Consider the following 17,683-nt stretch of genomic DNA (forward strand, 5'->3'; position numbering starts at 1 on the left):
AGAAGGGGCGTGACTTTAACGAAATGTTGACGCTCCGACAACTGGAATATGAAAGCAAGGCGCATCGATTGAATACCGTTTATGCTGTAGGTTTGCATAAAAAGGAAAACTGAATGTTCACGCTGAGCTGGCAACCGCCTTATGACTGGCCCTGGATGCTGGGATTTCTTGCCGCCCGTGCGGTTGACGGTGTCGAAACGGTGGAGGAACTGAGTTATACCAGAAGCCTGTCCGTAGGGGAGCATCGGGGTCTGGTGCGCGTCGTACCGGATTTGCACGCCAATGTGCTACACGTGACGTTAAGTTCGGGATTACAACCCGCCGCCCCCGAGTGCCTGGCGAAAATAACCCGTTTGTTTGATCTTACCTGCTGCCCGCAGCAAATTGTCAGCGCGCTGGGAAGCCTTGGTGCGGCGCGTCCGGGACTGCGCCTGCCGGGATGTGTCGATGCTTTTGAGCAAGTGGTACGGGCGATTTTAGGGCAGTTAGTCAGCGTGGCTATGGCGGCAAAACTGACAGCGAAAGTCGCCCATGCTTATGGCGACACGCTGGAGGATGCGCCAGGGTATGTTTGTTTTCCCACGCCTGAAGCGCTTGCTGACGCCGAACCGTTGCACCTGAAAGCGTTAGGGATGCCGCTCAAACGCGCTGAAGCGTTGATTCACCTGGCGCGTGCAACGCTTGAAGGAACGCTTGCGACAGAAGCGCCTGACGATATTGAGCAAGGCGTTAAGCAACTACAAACGTTTCCCGGAATAGGGCGCTGGACCGCCAACTATTTTGCGCTGCGTGGTTGGCAGGCGAAGGATGTTTTTCTGCCGGATGATTATCTGATTAAACAGCGTTTTCCCGGCATGACGCCAGCCCAGATCCGGCGGTATGCAGAGCGTTGGAAACCCTGGCGCTCCTATGCACTCTTGCATATCTGGTACACGGATGGCTGGCAACCGTCAGTTGATGGCGAAATTACTGGTATTCAGTAGCAGATCCAACGGTTGGGCGTTGGCAATAATGTCGCCATAAATCATGTCAATACCGATGCCAGAAAGCGCATCCATGATAAGCGGCAACTGCACCGGACCGGCGATGCTTTTAATGTCCAGACGCTGGGCATGGCCCTGGATAATGGACACCCACATCTCGTCAATCAGGTCTCCGTGAGCGCTGGCGCTTAGCTCGCTGTCAAGCAACAGGTAATCGACAATGCGGTATTTCAGATTGTCAAAAAGCTCTAAATCACGACCGACCTGACTTAACACAATTCGACAACCGAACTGACGTAGCCGATGCAGGGCGGATATCGCCTGCGTTGGATTCGTTTTGATGACGCTGGCCGGAACGGTCAGGTGCAGCAGCCGCGGCGGTAACGGACTATGTTGCAATTGTTCCAGCAGCTCATCAACAAGTTCTGAATTGAGCAGCCCGGCGGCGGAAAGGGGGAGCGCAACACTGAGGCCCTTGCTGGCGACTGCTGGGGCCGCATTCTGGAAGAATTCGCTGAATACCCGACGGTCGAGCGCTTGATTCAATGTGGGATCGACCAGCCCGGTACGGAATGTCTGCTCTTCAATCACTTCGCCTTCAGCGGTCCCTAAGCGTAGCGATATAAGCCAGAAGCTAAACGTCTCAGGTATACGTGGAGAAGCCACGCCTCTGGCGATCATCAGCATCGGGCTGTGCGTAATGGTATGCTTTTGTTCGTCCAATGACAGTTGGCTACGCGCGGCATGCGCCTGGCTTTGCTGGGGTTCATAGACGCAGACACGCCCACGTCCGCTGTTTTTCGCCGCGTAGCAGGCGATATCCGCCTGAGACATGACGTCAGTCGCGATATGGTTTTTGTCATCAATCAGCGTAATTCCCGCACTGGCGCCAATGCGGTGCAAGCGGCCATCCCACATGAAGTGGTAATCGTTAATAGCACTGATGATGCGACCTGAGATGAAGCGGGCGCTTTCGATATTACAATCCGGCAGCAACAGACCAAACTCGTCGCCGCCAAGGCGCGCCAGCATATCGCTGGACCGCAGCATGCTTAGCATCAGTGAAGAGAGTTCGCGCAGCAGGGCATCGCCTGCGGCATGCCCTGCGCTATCGTTCACCGCTTTAAAACGATCAAGATCGATAAAAACCAGCACATGACTCTGGTGTGCGTCGTGCACCGTATGCAGCAACTGTTTGAGATGGTTTTCAAAGCTGACCCGATTGGCCAACTGCGTCAGGTCGTCATGCGAAGCGCTGTAGCTAAGCTGGCGCAGCATCTTACGTGACTCGGTGACATCCTGAATGACCAGCACCGAGCCAATGCTGCCGCCATCAAGGGTGCTGAGGGGCGTGATGCTGTACTGAATGTCATAACTGTTGCCGTTGCGACAATGCAGGACGACTTCCTGCTCCATTGCCTTACGCGACATGTCGGCACTGTAGATATTTTCCATCAGCGGACCGTTATCGCCGAAAGTAATACGCAGTACCGTCAGGAGCGGAATGCCAATTGCGTTTTCCTGCTGCCAGCCGCTCATTTTCTCAGCGACCGGATTCATAAAGGTCACATTCATGTCGACATCAATACAAATCACCGCCTCGCCGATGGAGTCCAGCGTAATATGCAAACGCTCTTTTTCTTGAAACAGCGCTTCGTTGAGCTGCTTCACCTCGGTCATATCCATATTGATGCCAAGTAAGCGTTCAACTTCACCGTCTTTATTCAGTACCCGGTTGGCCAACGAGCGGATATGCCGTATGCCACCTTTTACTGCGATACGAAACTCAAGCTTAAACGGGGCTCGTGCGGCCAGCGAATCGCGAATCACATTTTCGGCGTGTTCGCGATCTTCAGGCACAACGCATTCATACCAGACTTGCCAGCTGGGCTTGATATGTGCCGGGACTTCGTAGAGATCGAACATACGCTTATCCCAACTGATCACATCAGGCTGCAGTTCCCATTCCCAAATGCCGATCCCCCCGGCTTCATTAGCGAGCGTAATGCGCTCCATCAGCCGTTTGTTCATCCACTCGGTGTGCTTCAGATCGTTAATGTCCTCAATCTGCGCAATAAAGTAGAGTGGGGTGGTGTCGCTATGGCGCACCAGCGAAACGGCCAGCAAAGCCCATACCACCTCGCCTGCGCGCGTGTAATAGCGTTTCTCCATGGAATAGCTGTTAATTTCCCCGCGCGCCAGCATGTTTAACTGTTCGAGGTCATTGTTCAAATCTTCCGGCCAGGTTAATTGCTGGAAGGTGAGCGAACGTAGCTCCTCCTGGCTATAGCCCAGAAACTGGCACAAGGCTTTATTGGCCTGTAGCCATTGCCCCTCGGTCCCGACCAGCGCCATGCCAATTGCGGAATACTCCATAGCATTGCGAAAGCGCGCTTCGCTTTCTGAGATGTGCTTGCGTTCAGCCCGAAACGCGTACATCACCATGGTCATCATATTGGCTGGCAACAGGATCATCAAAAACGGCAGCCACGGTATGCTGGTCATCATGTTCTGTTTGGGGGTGTAGAGCAGCGAAGGGTCAGCGGCCAACATCAGCGAAACCATCATCACGGTGCTGAGGAAAATTAAAAACGCCTCCATACGCGGCAGACGGACAGCGCTCCACATCAACAGGACAATAACGCAGGTAAACGGCCATGGAATGAACATCATCGACAGCCAACTGAACGTTAACGTCACCAGAAGCGTAATCAGAGTTTCAAGCAGTAATCGCGGATTGCGGTGGCGCAGCAGATAATGTGGCTTAAACAGTAAACCTAATGGTACCAGCGCCAGCGCGCCGATGGATTCTGACAGCACCCAAATGAGGAAGGTATTTAACGACGTTTCTTGCGGTAATAATAACCAGAGTAATACGCCGCCCAGCAGCGGAGGGACCACTGCGCTGCCGAATGCCAGGCGCGCCCAGTCGTTGAGATTTTGTAAAGGATTATACCAGGGCAGCAGTTTGCGCAATAACATTGCCCCCACGACAGCCTCAATAATGTTGATGGCCGTGTAGGTAAAGCTAAGCGACTCTCCGGGGAAGAAGAGCAAAGAACCCGCGATGTTACCCAATGAGCACGCCAGCGCGATCCCCGGCCACATTTTTCCCGCATGACGGTAAAAAGCCACCATCATGATTGAGGTCGGAAACCACAGCGGCGCCAGTTGCGCCCCGAAACGAGACAGTTCCAGCGAGAACAGCGTAAAGATGAAAGCCACCAGACCTAAACTGGCCAGGCGCAGTAGAGGATGAGGTAAGGTAACTAAAACATGTTGGGATTGTTTACTCATTACCACTCTACCCAAATAGCCGTTGTCGCCCAGTAGAGATGCCGGACGCATCACATTTAATCTGGGTTTATGCTAGTACAAATAATTTACAATTTATACGCCAGCTGCTCATAAATTAACACTCTCAAGCTATTAATTACTAAGGCTGGCGAATAAATGTAGCGCATGCTTTAAATATGACCGTTTTAATTTGCGACAGGGAAGGCATTGGTGCAGCCTGGGCTGGCGTCGCGCCGCTGAAATCCCTATAATTGCCGCGTTTGGCGTTTCGGCGCCGCCCTTCCTAACATCCAGGTTAATCAGGTCGCTAAATTTATGACTGATCAGTCCCATCAGTGCGTCATTATCGGCATTGCCGGCGCATCGGCTTCCGGCAAGAGTCTTATTGCCAGTACTCTTTATCGCGAATTGCGTGAACAAGTCGGTGACGAACATATTGGCGTTATTCCCGAAGACAGCTATTACAAAGATCAAAGCCATCTATCGATGGAAGAGCGTGTAAAAACCAACTACGACCATCCGAACGCGATGGATCACAGCCTGCTGTTCCAACATCTGCAAACGCTGAAACGCGGTAGTGCCATTGAGCTGCCAGTGTACAGCTACGTTGAGCACACGCGCACGCAAGACACTATTCATATCGAACCCAAGAAAGTCATCATCCTGGAAGGCATTTTGCTGCTGACGGATGCGCGTTTGCGTGATGAGATGAACTTCTCTATTTTTGTTGATACCCCGCTGGATATTTGCCTGATGCGCCGTATCAAGCGCGATGTGAACGAACGTGGTCGTTCAATGGATTCAGTGATGGCGCAATATCAGAAAACCGTCCGTCCAATGTTCCTGCAATTTATTGAGCCTTCAAAACAGTACGCCGACATCATTGTGCCGCGCGGGGGTAAAAACCGCATCGCCATCGATATTCTGAAGGCTAAAATCAGTCAGTTCTTTGAATAAGTTCAGCGAATTGTGTACCGTTCAGTGATAACCTGGTTCACCCTTAATGCACCTGGCATTAAGGGGTTGAAGCACGAAAGGAGAAAGTGCCATGCGTTTATGTGACCGAGATATTGAAGCCTGGTTGGATCAAGGTCGTCTGTCGATCAATCCACGCCCTCCTGTCGAGCGAATCAACGGCGCCACGGTAGATGTGCGCCTTGGCAACAAATTCCGTACGTTCCGCGGGCATACGGCAGCGTATATCGATCTGAGCGGACCGAAAGATGAAGTCAGCGCCGCGCTGGATCGCGTGATGAGTGATGAAATCGTCCTCAAAGACGGCGAGGCATTTTTCCTGCATCCGGGCGAACTGGCGCTGGCAGTGACGTTCGAATCCGTGACGCTGCCTTCCGATCTTGTGGGTTGGTTAGATGGCCGCTCTTCGCTGGCGCGTCTGGGACTGATGGTACACGTCACCGCACACCGTATCGATCCGGGCTGGTCTGGCTGCATCGTACTGGAGTTTTACAACTCCGGAAAACTACCGCTGGCCCTGCGTCCTGGCATGCCGATTGGCGCATTAAGCTTCGAACCGCTTTCCGGTCCGGCGGCGCGACCTTACAACCGTCGTCAGGATGCAAAGTATCGCGATCAGCAAGGCGCCGTTGCCAGCCGGATCGATAAAGACTGAGTATTTTCAGTCCATTGGGGATAGCATGAGACGATTTCTGACGACGCTGATGATCCTACTGGTCGTGCTGGTGGCCGGTTTTTCTGCGTTAGTACTGTTGGTGAATCCGAATGATTTCCGCGCATATATGGTCAAGCAGGTTGCTGCGCGTAGCGGATATCAGCTGCAGTTGGATGGCCCTCTGCGTTGGCACGTATGGCCACAGCTGAGTATCCTCTCGGGGCGCATGGTGTTAACGGCTGAAGGCGCCAGCGAACCCCTGATTCGTGCCGACAATATGCGTCTTGACGTCGCGTTGTGGCCGCTGTTGAGTCACCAGCTCAGTGTGAAGCAGGTGATGCTCAAAGGCGCGGTGATTCAACTGACCCCGCAAACTGAAGCGGTGCGCGGCAAAGATGCGCCCGTTGCCCCAAAAGACAATACCTTGCCCGACCTGGCTGAAGACAGAGGATGGTCGTTTGATATTGCCCGCCTGCGTGTTGCCGATAGCGTTCTGGTATTCCAGCATGAAGACGATGAACAGGTCACGGTTCGCGATATTCGTCTGGACATGGAACAGGATAACCAGCACCGTGGCACGTTTGATTTCTCCGGGCGCGTTAACCGCGATCAGCGTGACCTCGCGTTATCCTTCAACGGCAGCGTTGATGCCTCCGACTATCCGCATAACTTATCCGCGAATATTGAGCAGCTAAGCTGGCAACTGCAGGGGGCCGATCTACCGGCGCAGGGGATCAAAGGCCAGGGACAGTTTCAGGCACAGTGGCTGGAAGAGAAAAAACAGCTCGCGTTTAGCCAGATTCATTTGACCGCTAACGACAGCTCTCTCGCCGGGCAAGTTCATGTGACATTGTTGGATAAACCAGAATGGGCCGTCGACCTGAAGTTTGGTCAGCTCAATCTGGACAATCTGCTCGTACAGCGTGAGGCTGTGACGACGAACGGTGAGGTTCAGCAAGGTCAGAGTCAGTCAACGCTGGCGCGCCCCGTCATTGCTTCCCAGGTTGATGCCGTTTCGTATCAGGGACTGAAGGGATTTTCGGCAGACATCGCTTTGCAAGCTGACAAAGTGCTGTGGCGGAAAATGGCGTTTGACAATGTCTCGGCAAAAATTGACAACCAGTTCGGCTTATTGAACGTTACGCAGTTGCAGGGGAAAAGTGACGGCGGACTGGTGTCGCTTCCTGGTATGCTGGATGCCAGAAAAGGACAGCCGCGAGCGGTCTTCCATCCGCGCCTGGAAGGCGTAGAAATTGGTACTATCCTGAAAGCCTTCGATTACCCCATCGCCCTCACCGGTAAGCTGTCACTGGCAGGGGATTTCTCTGGCTCAGATATTGATGCCCAGGCGTTTCGTCATAGCTGGCAAGGGCAGGCCCATGTCGAAATGAGCGATACGCGAATGGAAGGAATGAACTTCCAGCAGATGATACAACAGGCCGTGGAACGTAGCGGTGGGGATGTTAAAGCTCAGCAAAACCTGGATAACGTGACCCGGTTGGATCATTTTGTAACCGATATGACGCTGGATAACGGCGAGGTTACGCTGGATAACATGGCGGGTGAGTCGGCGATGCTGGCGCTGACCGGCAAGGGAACGCTGGATCTGGTGAAGCTGAATTGCGACACGCTGTTTAACATTCGCGTGCTGGGCGGCTGGGATGGCGAAAGTAAGCTGATTAACTTCCTGAAGGCTACCCCGGTTCCTCTCAGAGTCTACGGTCAGTGGCAGGCGCTAAACTACAGTCTGCAGGTCGACCAGATTTTGCGTAAGCATTTGCAGGATGAAGCGAAACGTCGCCTTAACGATTGGGCCGATCGCAATAAAGACTCCCGCAACGGTAAAGATGTTAAAAAGTTGCTGGATAAACTCTGATTCATATTGCCGGATGGCGGTTGATGCCGCCTCCGGCTCGTGATTTACACCTCGTAATCCATCTCTTCTTCACTGTGCAGCGGTATCAGTTGTACTTTTTGCACGCGATGATTTTCCACCTGCAGGGTTTTTAGTCGATAGTCGCCAACCTGAACTTCCTCCCCGGTTTTCGGGATGCGCTGCAAATACTCCATTAACAGTCCGGCAATGGTGTGATATTCACGCTTATCATCTAACGGGATAGGCACGTACTGCACCAGATCTTCCAGCGGCATGTGTCCGTTTGCGGTCCATGAACCATCCGCGTTTTTCTGAATGTCATGGCGGGCGTCAATCTCCTCTACCTCATTTGGCAGGTTACCGGCGATGGTTTCCATCACGTCACTGAGCGTTACAATCCCTTCAACTGACCCAAATTCATCGGCCACAAAAGCGAAGTGCGTCCGGGCGTTACGAAACTGTTCAAGCGCCGGAAGCAGCGGCAGAGTTTCCGGGAACACCAACGGCTGGCGAATCAAGACGCGTAAGTCGAGCGGCTCGCCGCGAAGAGATTGCTGCAACAGGTCGATGACATGCACCACGCCCAGCAAGTCTTCCTGCTCATCTTCGCCGGTGACCACCAGACGCGTATGCTGGTTTTTTTCCAGCAAAGCGCGGATTTCTGTTTCCGGCGCATTGAGGTCGATGTGCTCAATATCATGGCGCGAGGTCATGATGCTGCTGACCGTACGCTGATTAAGGTTCAGCACACGTTCAATCATCCGCCGTTCCTGAGGGGCAAAAATTTGGCCTTCATGATGGTCTGCCAGCATTGCCGCGGTTTCGGCATCCAGTTCGGCGTCTTCTTTTTGCCCGCTCAGCAGTCGCATTACCGCCTCGGCGGTGCGCTGGCGCAGGGTATGGTTGGCTGACAGGAAGCGACGGCGGTTAAAGATAGCTAACTGGTTCAATGCTTCTATCATGACCGAGAAGCCGATGGCGGCGTACAGGTAACCTTTCGGAATATGGAAACCAAACCCATCGGCGACCAGACTGAAACCAATCATCAGCAAGAAGCTCAGGCACAGAATGACGATAGTTGGATGGCTGTTGACAAAGCGCGTCAGCGACTTGCTGGCAAGCACCATCAGGCTGATGGCAATAATCACCGCAGCCATCATTACTGCCAGGTGATCGACCATCCCTACGGCGGTAATGACGGAATCCAGGGAGAAGATAGCGTCCAGCACGACTATTTGCGCGACGACGCCCCAGAACTTAGCGCCTTTACGCTGGGTCGGGTTCTCGCTGTCTTTGCCTTCCAGCCGTTCGTTTAGCTCCATGGTGGCTTTAAACAGCAGGAAGAAACCGCCGAACAGCATGATCAGATCGCGCGCGCTGAAGCTCAGGCCGCGAATGCTGAACAGCGGCGTGGTCAGCGTTACCAGCCATGATATTGATGCCAACAGCAGCAGGCGCATGACCATCGCCAGCAGTAGCCCGGTAATACGCGCCTTATCCCGCTGGGCAGGAGGCAGTTTCTCCGCGAGGATGGCAATAAAAACAAGATTATCAATGCCAAGAACAAGTTCGATCACGATTAGCGTGACGAGTCCGGCCCAGATTGACGGATCGGCAATCCATTCCATAGTAAATGCTATACCCATAGTTGTATGACAATTGTCACAATTCGATCATGGGTAAAACTGGCGAAAAATGCAATGGCGAGGAGGGATTTCTCTGTAGCCTATTACAACCAGGTACGGGATATTAGCCTTAATGTAACTACAGGAAATAATATTATTAATCCAAAGCTCTTTAAGAAATATCGCAGGTGGGATATTTATATATTAATGTTGTCAATATCAATAAAATCCTAAAAATATAGAAATTCAACGCTTAATATTAATCTTAAAAGCAAGTTGTCGGTAACTTGTTACCTTGCCTGATATTCGCTTAGCTGCAACAATTCCTCCGGTAATAATCAAAAGATAAATATTTCCTTATCAACCAGCGGCGCTATTCCTGATGCGTTCCCGTTGTGAATGTGATGAAAATAAAGGGGAAGATAAAAATTTAAATTAATCAGTGCATTGGTAGCTAATGAAGCCAGGGGCGGTAGCGTGTCTGGTCGCCTGAGACGAGCCTAAATTATTCTGTCAAGAGACCGCAGATGAATTCATTTTTTTTAGGACAGATGCCAGTTAAATTCCTTTTCAATTAACGGCAAGGTAAATGCGTACAGGCGAAGTCGCTATTTAGATCGCACGTGATAATTACTCTGCCAAAGTGATAAATAATCAATGATGAAATCCAAACTTAAATTGATGCCTGTATTGGTATCGGTAATCTTGATAAACGGTTGTACCGTGCTTCCGGGCAGCAATATGTCTACGATGGGCAAAGATGTGATTAAACAGCAGGACGCTGATTTTGATATCGATCGCATGGTGAATGTTTATCCACTCACCCCACGACTGGTCGAACAATTACGTCCCCGACCAAATGTTGCGCAGCCTAATATGTCTCTCGACCAGGAGATTTCCGGGTATCAGTACCGGGTCGGCCCGGGCGATGTCCTGAATGTTACCGTCTGGGATCATCCTGAACTCACCACGCCGGCCGGGCAGTATCGTAGCTCAAGTGATGCCGGCAACTGGGTGCAGCCTGATGGCACCATGTTTTACCCCTACATCGGCAAAGTTAGCGTGTCAGGGAAAACGTTGGCCGAAATTCGTAGTGATATTACCGGGCGCTTAGCGAAGTACATTGCTGACCCGCAGGTGGACGTTAATATCGCCGCTTTCCGTTCGCAGAAGGCCTATGTCTCCGGGCAGGTGAACAAATCCGGCCAGCAGGCCATCACCAACGTGCCGCTTACCATTCTCGATGCCATTAACGCCGCAGGCGGTCTCACCGAGGCGGCAGACTGGCGCAACGTTGTACTGACTCATAAAGGGCAGGAGCAACGCATTTCACTCCAAGCGCTAATGCAAAATGGCGACCTGAGCCAGAACCGTCTGCTCTATCCTGGCGACATCCTGTTTGTTCCGCGTAATGACGATTTGAAAGTCTTCGTGATGGGGGAAGTGAAAAAACAGAGCACCCTCAAAATGGACTTCAGCGGCATGACGCTCACCGAAGCGCTAGGCAACGCGGAAGGTATCGACCTGACCACCTCCAACGCCAGCGGCATTTTCGTTATTCGTCCATTGAAAGGCGAGGGCGGGAACAACGGCAAGATTGCCAATATCTATCAGCTTGATATGTCCGATGCGACATCGCTGGTGATGGCGACGTCATTCCGACTCCAGCCATACGATGTGGTGTACGTCACTACCGCGCCGGTTGCTCGCTGGAACCGTTTGATCAATCAGTTGCTGCCGACTATTAGCGGTGTTCGCTATATGACGGACACGGCCAGCGACCTTCACAACTGGTAATCGTCATGTTTAACAAAATCTTAGTTGTCTGTGTGGGGAACATTTGCCGCTCTCCGACGGCAGAGCGCTTGTTAAGGCAATTTCACCCGGCGTTGACGGTCTCTTCTGCCGGCCTTGGGGCGTTGGTAGGCAAAGGCGCGGACCCGTGCGCCATCAGCGTGGCGCAGGCGCACAACCTGTCACTGGAGAATCATTGTGCCCGGCAGATCTCGGGACGAATGTGCCGGGAGTATGACCTGATCCTGACCATGGAAAAACGCCATATCTCTGCCCTGTGTGAAATGGTGCCGGAGATGCGCGGCAAAGTGATGTTGTTTGGTCACTGGGACAGCGAGCGCGAAATTCCCGATCCGTATCGTAAAAGTCGTGATGCGTTTGACGCGGTGTACGCATTACTTGAACGGTCTGCCCGCCAATGGGCTCAGGCATTGAACGCAGAGCAGGGAAAACAATGACAGAAAAAGTAAAACAGTCTGCTGCGCCGGTAACGGGCAATGATGAAATCGATATTGGTCGTCTGGTGGCAACGGTGGTGGAAGCCCGCTGGTGGGTGCTTGGTATTACTGCGGCATTTGCATTATGCGCAGCGGTCTACACGCTATTTGCCACTCCCATTTACAGTGCGGACGCGCTGGTGCAAATTGAGCAAAATACCGGAAATTCACTGGTGCAGGATATTGGCTCGGCGTTGTCGAACAAACCTCCGGCCTCTGAAGCGGAAATTCAGCTCATCCAGTCACGGCTGGTATTGGGGAAAACGGTAGACGATCTCAACCTGGATATCGCGGTTACCAAAGATACGTTCCCCATTTTTGGCGCGGGTTGGGATCGGTTGATGGGTCGCCAGAACGAAACGGTTAACGTGACGACTTTCACGCTGCCAAAGGCAATGAATGAACAGACCTTCACGCTAAGCGTGCTGAATGACAAAAGTTATCAGCTGGTGAGTGACGGAGGTTTTAGCGCCCAGGGGCAGGTTGGGCAGGTGCTGAAACATGACGGCGTGACGATGCTGGTCGAGGCGATCCATGCCAGCCCTGAGAGCCAATTTACCGTCAGCAAATTCTCCACGCTGGGCATGATCAACACCTTGCAAAATAACCTGATGGTGACGGAAACCGGCAAAGACACTGGCGTACTGAGCCTGACCTTTACCGGCGAAGACCGCGAGAAAATCCGCCAGATCCTTGACAGTATTACCCGCAACTACCTGCAACAAAACGTGGAGCGTAAATCTGAAGAGGCCGCCAAAAGTCTGGCGTTTCTGGCAAAGCAGTTGCCCGAGGTACGTAACCGGCTGGACGTTGCCGAAAACAAGCTGAATGCCTTTCGTCAGGACAAAGACTCCGTGGATTTGCCGCTGGAAGCCAAAGCGGTGCTGGATTCCATGGTGAATATTGATGCGCAGCTTAATGAGCTGACCTTCAAAGAAGCGGAGATTTCCAAGCTGTTCACCAAAGCGCACCCTGCGTACCGCACCTTGTTGGAAAAACGCCAGGCGCTGGAAGATGAGAAAAGCAAGCTGAATGGGCGCGTAACGGCGATGCCGAAAACGCAGCAGGAAATTGTCCGCCTGACGCGTGACGTGGAGTCCGGCCAGCAGGTCTATATGCAACTGCTGAACAAGCAGCAGGAGCTGAAGATTACCGAGGCCAGTACGGTCGGAGATGTACGCATCGTCGATCCCGCGATTGCCCAGCCAGGCGTGCTGAAGCCGAAAACGACGCTGATTATTCTCGGTAGCATCATTCTTGGTTTGATGCTTTCAGTGGTGGGCGTACTGCTGCGTTCCCTGTTTAATCGCGGCATTGAAAGCCCACAGGCGCTGGAAGAGCATGGTATCAGCGTGTATGCCAGCATTCCGCTATCAGAATGGCAAAAAGCACGCGATAACGTGCAGACCATTAAAGGCGTGAAACGCTACAAACAAAGCCAGTTGCTGGCAGTGGGGAATCCGACGGATCTTGCGATAGAAGCGGTCCGCAGCCTGCGTACCAGCCTGCACTTTGCCATGATGCAGGCGCGCAACAACGTCTTGATGCTGACCGGCGTCAGCCCGTCAATTGGTAAAACGTTTGTCTGCGCCAACCTGGCGGCGGTCGTTAGTCAGACCAACAAACGCGTGCTGTTGATCGACTGCGACATGCGCAAAGGCTATACCCACGAGCTGCTGGGGACCAATAACGTTAACGGTCTGTCTGAGATCCTCATCGGCAAGGGGGATATCTCATCCAGCGCGAAACCGACATCGATTCCACATTTTGATCTGATCCCTCGCGGACAAATTCCCCCCAACCCCTCCGAGCTGCTGATGAGTGAACGCTTTGGCGAACTGATTGCATGGGCCAGCTCGCACTATGACCTGGTGCTGATCGATACCCCGCCAATACTGGCGGTGACCGACGCGGCTATCGTGGGTCGTCACGCTGGAACCACGCTGATGGTGGCGCGTTACGCGGTCAACACGCTGAAAGAGGTGGAAACCAGCCTGAGTCGCTTTGAGCAAAACGGCATTCAGGTGAAAGGGGTGATCCTGAACTCGATCTTCCGCCGCGCCAGCGGGTATCAGGATTACGGGTACTACGAATACGAGTACACCTCGGATTCGAAATAGGTAACGAACATTGCCGGATAGCGGCCCACAAAAACATATTTATACCCTAAATAACTCGAGTTGCAGGAAAGCCAACGCAGATGCAACTTGAAGTATGACGGGGATATCTGGGAAACGAAAATGACGACAGACAACCCGCTAATTTCAATTTATATGCCCACCTGGAACCGTCAGCAACTGGCCATCCGGGCGATTAAATCGGTACTGCGCCAGGACTATCCTCACTGGGAGATGATCATTGTGGATGATTGCTCTTCCTCGTATGAGCAACTGCAGCAATTTGTTGAAGAACTCAACGATCCGCGTGTGTCGTATACGCGTAATCCCACTAACTCCGGAGCCTGTGCGGTGCGTAATCAGGCCATCATGCAGGCCAGTGGGCAATATATTACGGGTATTGATGATGATGATGAATGGACGCCGAACCGCCTGAGCGTATTTCTCAATTATCGCCATCATCTGGTGACGCGGGCGTTTCTGTATGCCAATGACTATGTCTGTGAAGGCGAAGTATATTCGCAGCCGACCAGTTTGCCGCTCTATCCGAAGGCCGTTTATTCACGCCGTAAATTTTACAAGCGCAATATTATTGGTAATCAGGTATTTACCTGGGCCTGGCGGTTTAAAGCATGCCTGTTCGATACCACGCTGAAAGCGGCGCAGGATTATGACATTTTCCTGCGTATGGTGGTGGCGTATGGCAAACCGTGGAAGGTAAAAGAGGCAACGCAGATCCTGCATGTGAATCACGGTGAAATGCGTATTACCTCATCCCCGCATAAATTCTCCGGCTACTTTCAGTTCTACCGTAAGCACAAAGGCAAATTTGACCGGGCCAGCAAGAAATACCAGCTGTTTACCCTCTACCAGATCCGCAATAAACGGATGAACTGGCGCACGTTGCTGACGCTGCTTTCTGTTCGCAATAGTAAGCGCCTGGCCGACGGACTGCGAGGACGCTAAGTATGCTGGAAGATTTACGCGCGAACGGCTGGAGTCTGCGACCCTGCTGCATGGTGGTGGCCTATCGGATTGCCCATTTTTGCTCCGTCTGGCGTAAAAAAAATGTCTTGAACAACCTGTGGGCGGCGCCGGTGCTGGTGATGTATCGCCTTATCACTGAATGCGTGTTTGGCTATGAAATCCAGGCCGCTGCATCTATTGGTCGTCGTTTCACCATCCATCATGGCTATGGGGTGGTGATCAATAAACACGTGGTGGCGGGGGATGATTTCACCCTGCGCCATGGCGTCACCATCGGCAATCTTGGCGGCAACGATCTGTCCTGTCCGGTCATCGGTAACGGCGTTGAGCTGGGGGCCAATGTCACTCTGCTTGGCGGCGTTGCCATTGGCGATAACGTGACGATTGGCGCCGGGAGCGTCGTAGTGGATAGCATCCCGGACAATACGCTGGTCGTGGGCGAGAAGGCACGGGTGAAGGTAATAAAATGAAGATATTACAGTTTAATGTGCGACTCGCAGAAGGCGGGGCGGCAGGCGTGGCGTTAGATTTGCATCTGAGGGCGCTGGAGAAAGGGCTGTCATCGCGTTTTGTCTACGGCTATGGCAAAGGCGGTAAGAAAAGCGTCAGCCATGCGAATTACCCGCAGGTTATCAAACATACGCCACGTCTGACGTCGGCGGCGAACATTGCGCTGTTTCGTTTCGCGAACCGCGACATGTTTGGCAATCTCGACAAGTTGTACCGTACGGTAACCCGCACTTCCGGCCCGCTGGTACTGCATTTTCATGTGTTGCACAGCTACTGGTTGAATCTGGAAGAAGTGGTCGCCTTTTGCCAAAAAGTGAAGGCGCATAAACCGGATATCACCTTTGTCTGGACGCTGCACGATCACTGGAGCGTGACCGGGCGCTGTGCCTTTACCGATGGCTGCGAAAGCTGGAAAACGGGCTGTCAGAAATGTCCAACGCTCAGTAACTATCCGCCGGTAAAAATCGATAAAGCCCATCAACAGTTGCCTGGTAAACGGCAGATGTTTCGCGCCATGCTGGCGCTGGGCTGCCAGTTCATCTCGCCCAGTCAGCATGTGGCCGATGCATTCAACAGTCTGTATGGCGCCGGTCGTTGCCGCATTATTAACAACGGCATCGATGTGGCAACGGAAGCCATTCTTGCCGAACTTCCCGCTAAGCATGAGGAAAGCGGCAGACCAAAAATCGCCGTAGTGGCCCATGACCTGCGCTATGACGGTAAAACCAGTCAGCAACTGGTGCGAGCGATGATTGCGCTCGGAGAAAAAATTGAGCTGCATACCTTCGGCAAATTTTCCCCGTTTGTGGGGGATAACGTCATCAATCACGGGTTTGAGATCGATAAGCGCACGTTGATGAGCGCGCTTAACGAGATGGATGGGCTGGTGTTCAGCTCGCGCGTTGATAACTACCCGCTGATTCTGTGCGAAGCGCTTTCCATCGGCGTACCGGTGATTGCTACGCACAGCGATGCCGCGCAGGAAGTGCTGGCGAAATCGGGCGGCAAAACGTTCAGCGAAGCGGACGTTTTGCACCTGGTGCAACTGAAAAGATCAGACATTGCGCAGGCGGTATTTGACACGTCGCTTGCCGCGTTCAGCCAGCGCAGCCGGGTGGCATACAGTGGGCAACAGATGCTGGAGGAGTATGTCTCGTTCTATCAGAATCTGTAGCTATCTGGTGCTACCGCTGCTTTATCTGCTGGTTAACGTCAAACTCGCCCAGCTTGGCGAGAGCTTCCCGATAACTATCGTCACGTTCTTGCCCGTTCTGCTGTTGCTGTTTGTCGAGCGCATCAATATTAAAAAATTAATGATTGCGCTGGGCGTAGGAAGCGGACTGACGGCGTTTAACTATCTGTTCGGACAATCACTGGATGCCAGCAAGTACGTGACGTCCGCAATGCTGTTTGTCTATACCGTGGTGATTATCGGTATGGTGTGGAGTATTCGCTTCAAAACCATTTCGCCGCATAACTACATTAAGATCTTGCGTTTTTTCTGGCTGGTTGTGGGCCTGGTGGTGGGGTTAGCTGCGGTGGAAATGGCGCAGATAATTCTTAGTGGCGGCAGCAGTTTAATGGAAGTTATTTCGAAATATCTTATTTACAGTAATAGCTATGTTCTGAACTTTATTAAGTTTGGTGGGAAGCGTACCACTGCACTCTATTTCGAACCGGCATTCTTCGCTCTGGCGTTAATCTCAATTTGGCTCAGTATCAAACAGTTTGGTATCAAAACGCCTAAGTCCGATGCTATGATTCTGGCAGGGATAATATTATCAGGATCGTTTTCAGGGGTAATGACATTTATTTTGTTTTACCTCCTGGAGTGGGCGTTCCAGTATCTGAATAAAGATGCGATAAAAAAGAAGTTGCCGCTGGCGATAATCTCATTAAGCGTGTTTGTCGTTGGTGTGATATTTGCGTTTCCGTACATCGCGACACGGCTTGGAGATTTAGGAACTGAAGGCTCATCATCGTATTATCGTATCGTGGGACCATTAGTAATGGTCGGTTATTCGTTACTTAACGTTGATGGGGTAGTGAGATTCGGCTCACTTTATGAATATGTTGCGTCATTCGGAATTTTTAACGGTGCAGATGTTGGTAAAACGATAGACAATGGCTTGTATCTGCTGATTATTTATTTCTCATGGTTCGCGGTGATATTAGCCCTGTGGTACATGGGGAAAGTCATGAAGATGATGATCAATGCGTTTGGTGATAATCAGAATTATCGGGTGCAGCTTTATCTTTTTACGCCGCTGTCGCTGTTTTTTACAGGTTCAGTATTTAGTCCGGAATACGCATTTTTAATTGTATGTCCGTTTATTTTGCGCAAGGCGCTGAATATAGCGAGGTAGA

General features: G+C 52.1%; 13 protein-coding genes. 11 read left to right on the forward strand and 2 right to left on the reverse strand.

Features of this window, described 5'->3' with window-relative positions; genetic code table 11:
* The first annotated feature begins 113 nt into the window (after positions 1–113).
* Complete coding sequence (gene alkA, locus HV352_RS08635) at positions 114–983, forward strand: DNA-3-methyladenine glycosylase 2 (RefSeq protein ID WP_181635352.1); 870 nt, start codon at positions 114–116, stop codon at positions 981–983.
* On the opposite strand, the gene HV352_RS08640 is transcribed toward alkA, so the two are convergent.
* A complete protein-coding gene (locus HV352_RS08640) occupies positions 951–4,280 on the reverse strand; it encodes a diguanylate cyclase (protein ID WP_155574507.1) in 3,330 nt (1,109 codons plus the stop codon). The two genes, alkA and HV352_RS08640, sit on opposite strands and share 33 nt — an antisense overlap.
* A gap of 315 nt (positions 4,281–4,595) precedes the next feature.
* Between HV352_RS08640 and udk the strand changes: the two genes are divergently transcribed.
* From udk to asmA, 3 genes are all read left to right on the forward strand, one after another.
* Positions 4,596–5,237 carry a uridine kinase gene (gene udk, locus HV352_RS08645; RefSeq protein ID WP_003036776.1) on the forward strand — a complete coding sequence of 214 codons (642 nt, stop codon included), beginning with the start codon at positions 4,596–4,598 and terminating at the stop codon, positions 5,235–5,237.
* A gap of 91 nt (positions 5,238–5,328) precedes the next feature.
* Complete coding sequence (gene dcd / locus HV352_RS08650; protein WP_016153598.1) at positions 5,329–5,910, forward strand: dCTP deaminase; 582 nt, start codon at positions 5,329–5,331, stop codon at positions 5,908–5,910.
* Between the two features lie 25 nt (positions 5,911–5,935).
* Positions 5,936–7,786, forward strand: a complete 1,851-nt coding sequence (gene asmA / locus HV352_RS08655) for an outer membrane assembly protein AsmA (RefSeq protein ID WP_103766506.1) — start codon at positions 5,936–5,938, stop codon at positions 7,784–7,786.
* Between the two features lie 44 nt (positions 7,787–7,830).
* On the opposite strand, the gene HV352_RS08660 is transcribed toward asmA, so the two are convergent.
* Complete coding sequence (locus HV352_RS08660; RefSeq protein WP_019077138.1) at positions 7,831–9,414, reverse strand: TerC family protein; 1,584 nt, start codon at positions 9,412–9,414, stop codon at positions 7,831–7,833.
* Positions 9,415–10,068: 654 nt separating this feature from the next.
* Here HV352_RS08660 and HV352_RS08665 point away from each other — a divergent pair.
* The 7 genes from HV352_RS08665 to wcaD all read left to right on the forward strand — a co-directional run bounded on the left by HV352_RS08665 (position 10,069) and on the right by wcaD (position 17,682).
* Positions 10,069–11,208 (forward strand): polysaccharide export protein, encoded by a 1,140-nt coding sequence (locus HV352_RS08665; RefSeq protein WP_047499630.1) that lies wholly within the window; start codon positions 10,069–10,071, stop codon positions 11,206–11,208.
* A 5-nt stretch (positions 11,209–11,213) separates the two neighbouring features.
* Positions 11,214–11,663, forward strand: a complete 450-nt coding sequence (gene wzb / locus HV352_RS08670) for a low molecular weight protein-tyrosine-phosphatase Wzb (protein WP_016156925.1) — start codon at positions 11,214–11,216, stop codon at positions 11,661–11,663.
* Positions 11,660–13,822: a tyrosine-protein kinase Wzc gene (wzc, locus tag HV352_RS08675; protein WP_181635353.1), complete on the forward strand. Its 2,163-nt coding sequence runs from the start codon at positions 11,660–11,662 to the stop codon at positions 13,820–13,822. The genes wzb and wzc overlap by 4 nt, the downstream gene beginning before the upstream one ends.
* 120 nt (positions 13,823–13,942) lie before the next feature.
* Positions 13,943–14,785 carry a colanic acid biosynthesis glycosyltransferase WcaA gene (gene wcaA, locus HV352_RS08680; protein ID WP_016153592.1) on the forward strand — a complete coding sequence of 281 codons (843 nt, stop codon included), beginning with the start codon at positions 13,943–13,945 and terminating at the stop codon, positions 14,783–14,785.
* Between the two features lie 2 nt (positions 14,786–14,787).
* Complete coding sequence (wcaB, locus tag HV352_RS08685) at positions 14,788–15,276, forward strand: colanic acid biosynthesis acetyltransferase WcaB (RefSeq protein ID WP_016156923.1); 489 nt, start codon at positions 14,788–14,790, stop codon at positions 15,274–15,276.
* Entirely contained in the window at positions 15,273–16,490 is a 1,218-nt protein-coding gene (gene wcaC / locus HV352_RS08690) for a colanic acid biosynthesis glycosyltransferase WcaC (protein ID WP_181635354.1), read from the forward strand. Before wcaB ends, wcaC begins: the two co-directional genes overlap by 4 nt.
* Positions 16,465–17,682 carry a colanic acid polymerase WcaD gene (gene wcaD / locus HV352_RS08695; protein ID WP_065554135.1) on the forward strand — a complete coding sequence of 406 codons (1,218 nt, stop codon included), beginning with the start codon at positions 16,465–16,467 and terminating at the stop codon, positions 17,680–17,682. The genes wcaC and wcaD overlap by 26 nt, the downstream gene beginning before the upstream one ends.
* Position 17,683 lies beyond the last annotated feature (1 nt).

Source organism: Citrobacter sp. RHBSTW-01044 (assembly GCF_013781945.1).
Taxonomy (GTDB): Bacteria; Pseudomonadota; Gammaproteobacteria; order Enterobacterales; family Enterobacteriaceae; genus Citrobacter; species Citrobacter braakii.

Coding starts and splice junctions, on each gene's coding strand:
- alkA (WP_181635352.1), top strand. CDS start 114: ATGTTCACGCTGAGCTGGCAACCGCCTTATGACTGGCCCTGGATGCTG.
- HV352_RS08640 (WP_155574507.1), bottom strand. CDS start 4,280: ATGAGTAAACAATCCCAACATGTTTTAGTTACCTTACCTCATCCTCTA.
- udk (WP_003036776.1), top strand. CDS start 4,596: ATGACTGATCAGTCCCATCAGTGCGTCATTATCGGCATTGCCGGCGCA.
- dcd (WP_016153598.1), top strand. CDS start 5,329: ATGCGTTTATGTGACCGAGATATTGAAGCCTGGTTGGATCAAGGTCGT.
- asmA (WP_103766506.1), top strand. CDS start 5,936: ATGAGACGATTTCTGACGACGCTGATGATCCTACTGGTCGTGCTGGTG.
- HV352_RS08660 (WP_019077138.1), bottom strand. CDS start 9,414: ATGGAATGGATTGCCGATCCGTCAATCTGGGCCGGACTCGTCACGCTA.
- HV352_RS08665 (WP_047499630.1), top strand. CDS start 10,069: ATGATGAAATCCAAACTTAAATTGATGCCTGTATTGGTATCGGTAATC.
- wzb (WP_016156925.1), top strand. CDS start 11,214: ATGTTTAACAAAATCTTAGTTGTCTGTGTGGGGAACATTTGCCGCTCT.
- wzc (WP_181635353.1), top strand. CDS start 11,660: ATGACAGAAAAAGTAAAACAGTCTGCTGCGCCGGTAACGGGCAATGAT.
- wcaA (WP_016153592.1), top strand. CDS start 13,943: ATGACGACAGACAACCCGCTAATTTCAATTTATATGCCCACCTGGAAC.
- wcaB (WP_016156923.1), top strand. CDS start 14,788: ATGCTGGAAGATTTACGCGCGAACGGCTGGAGTCTGCGACCCTGCTGC.
- wcaC (WP_181635354.1), top strand. CDS start 15,273: ATGAAGATATTACAGTTTAATGTGCGACTCGCAGAAGGCGGGGCGGCA.
- wcaD (WP_065554135.1), top strand. CDS start 16,465: ATGTCTCGTTCTATCAGAATCTGTAGCTATCTGGTGCTACCGCTGCTT.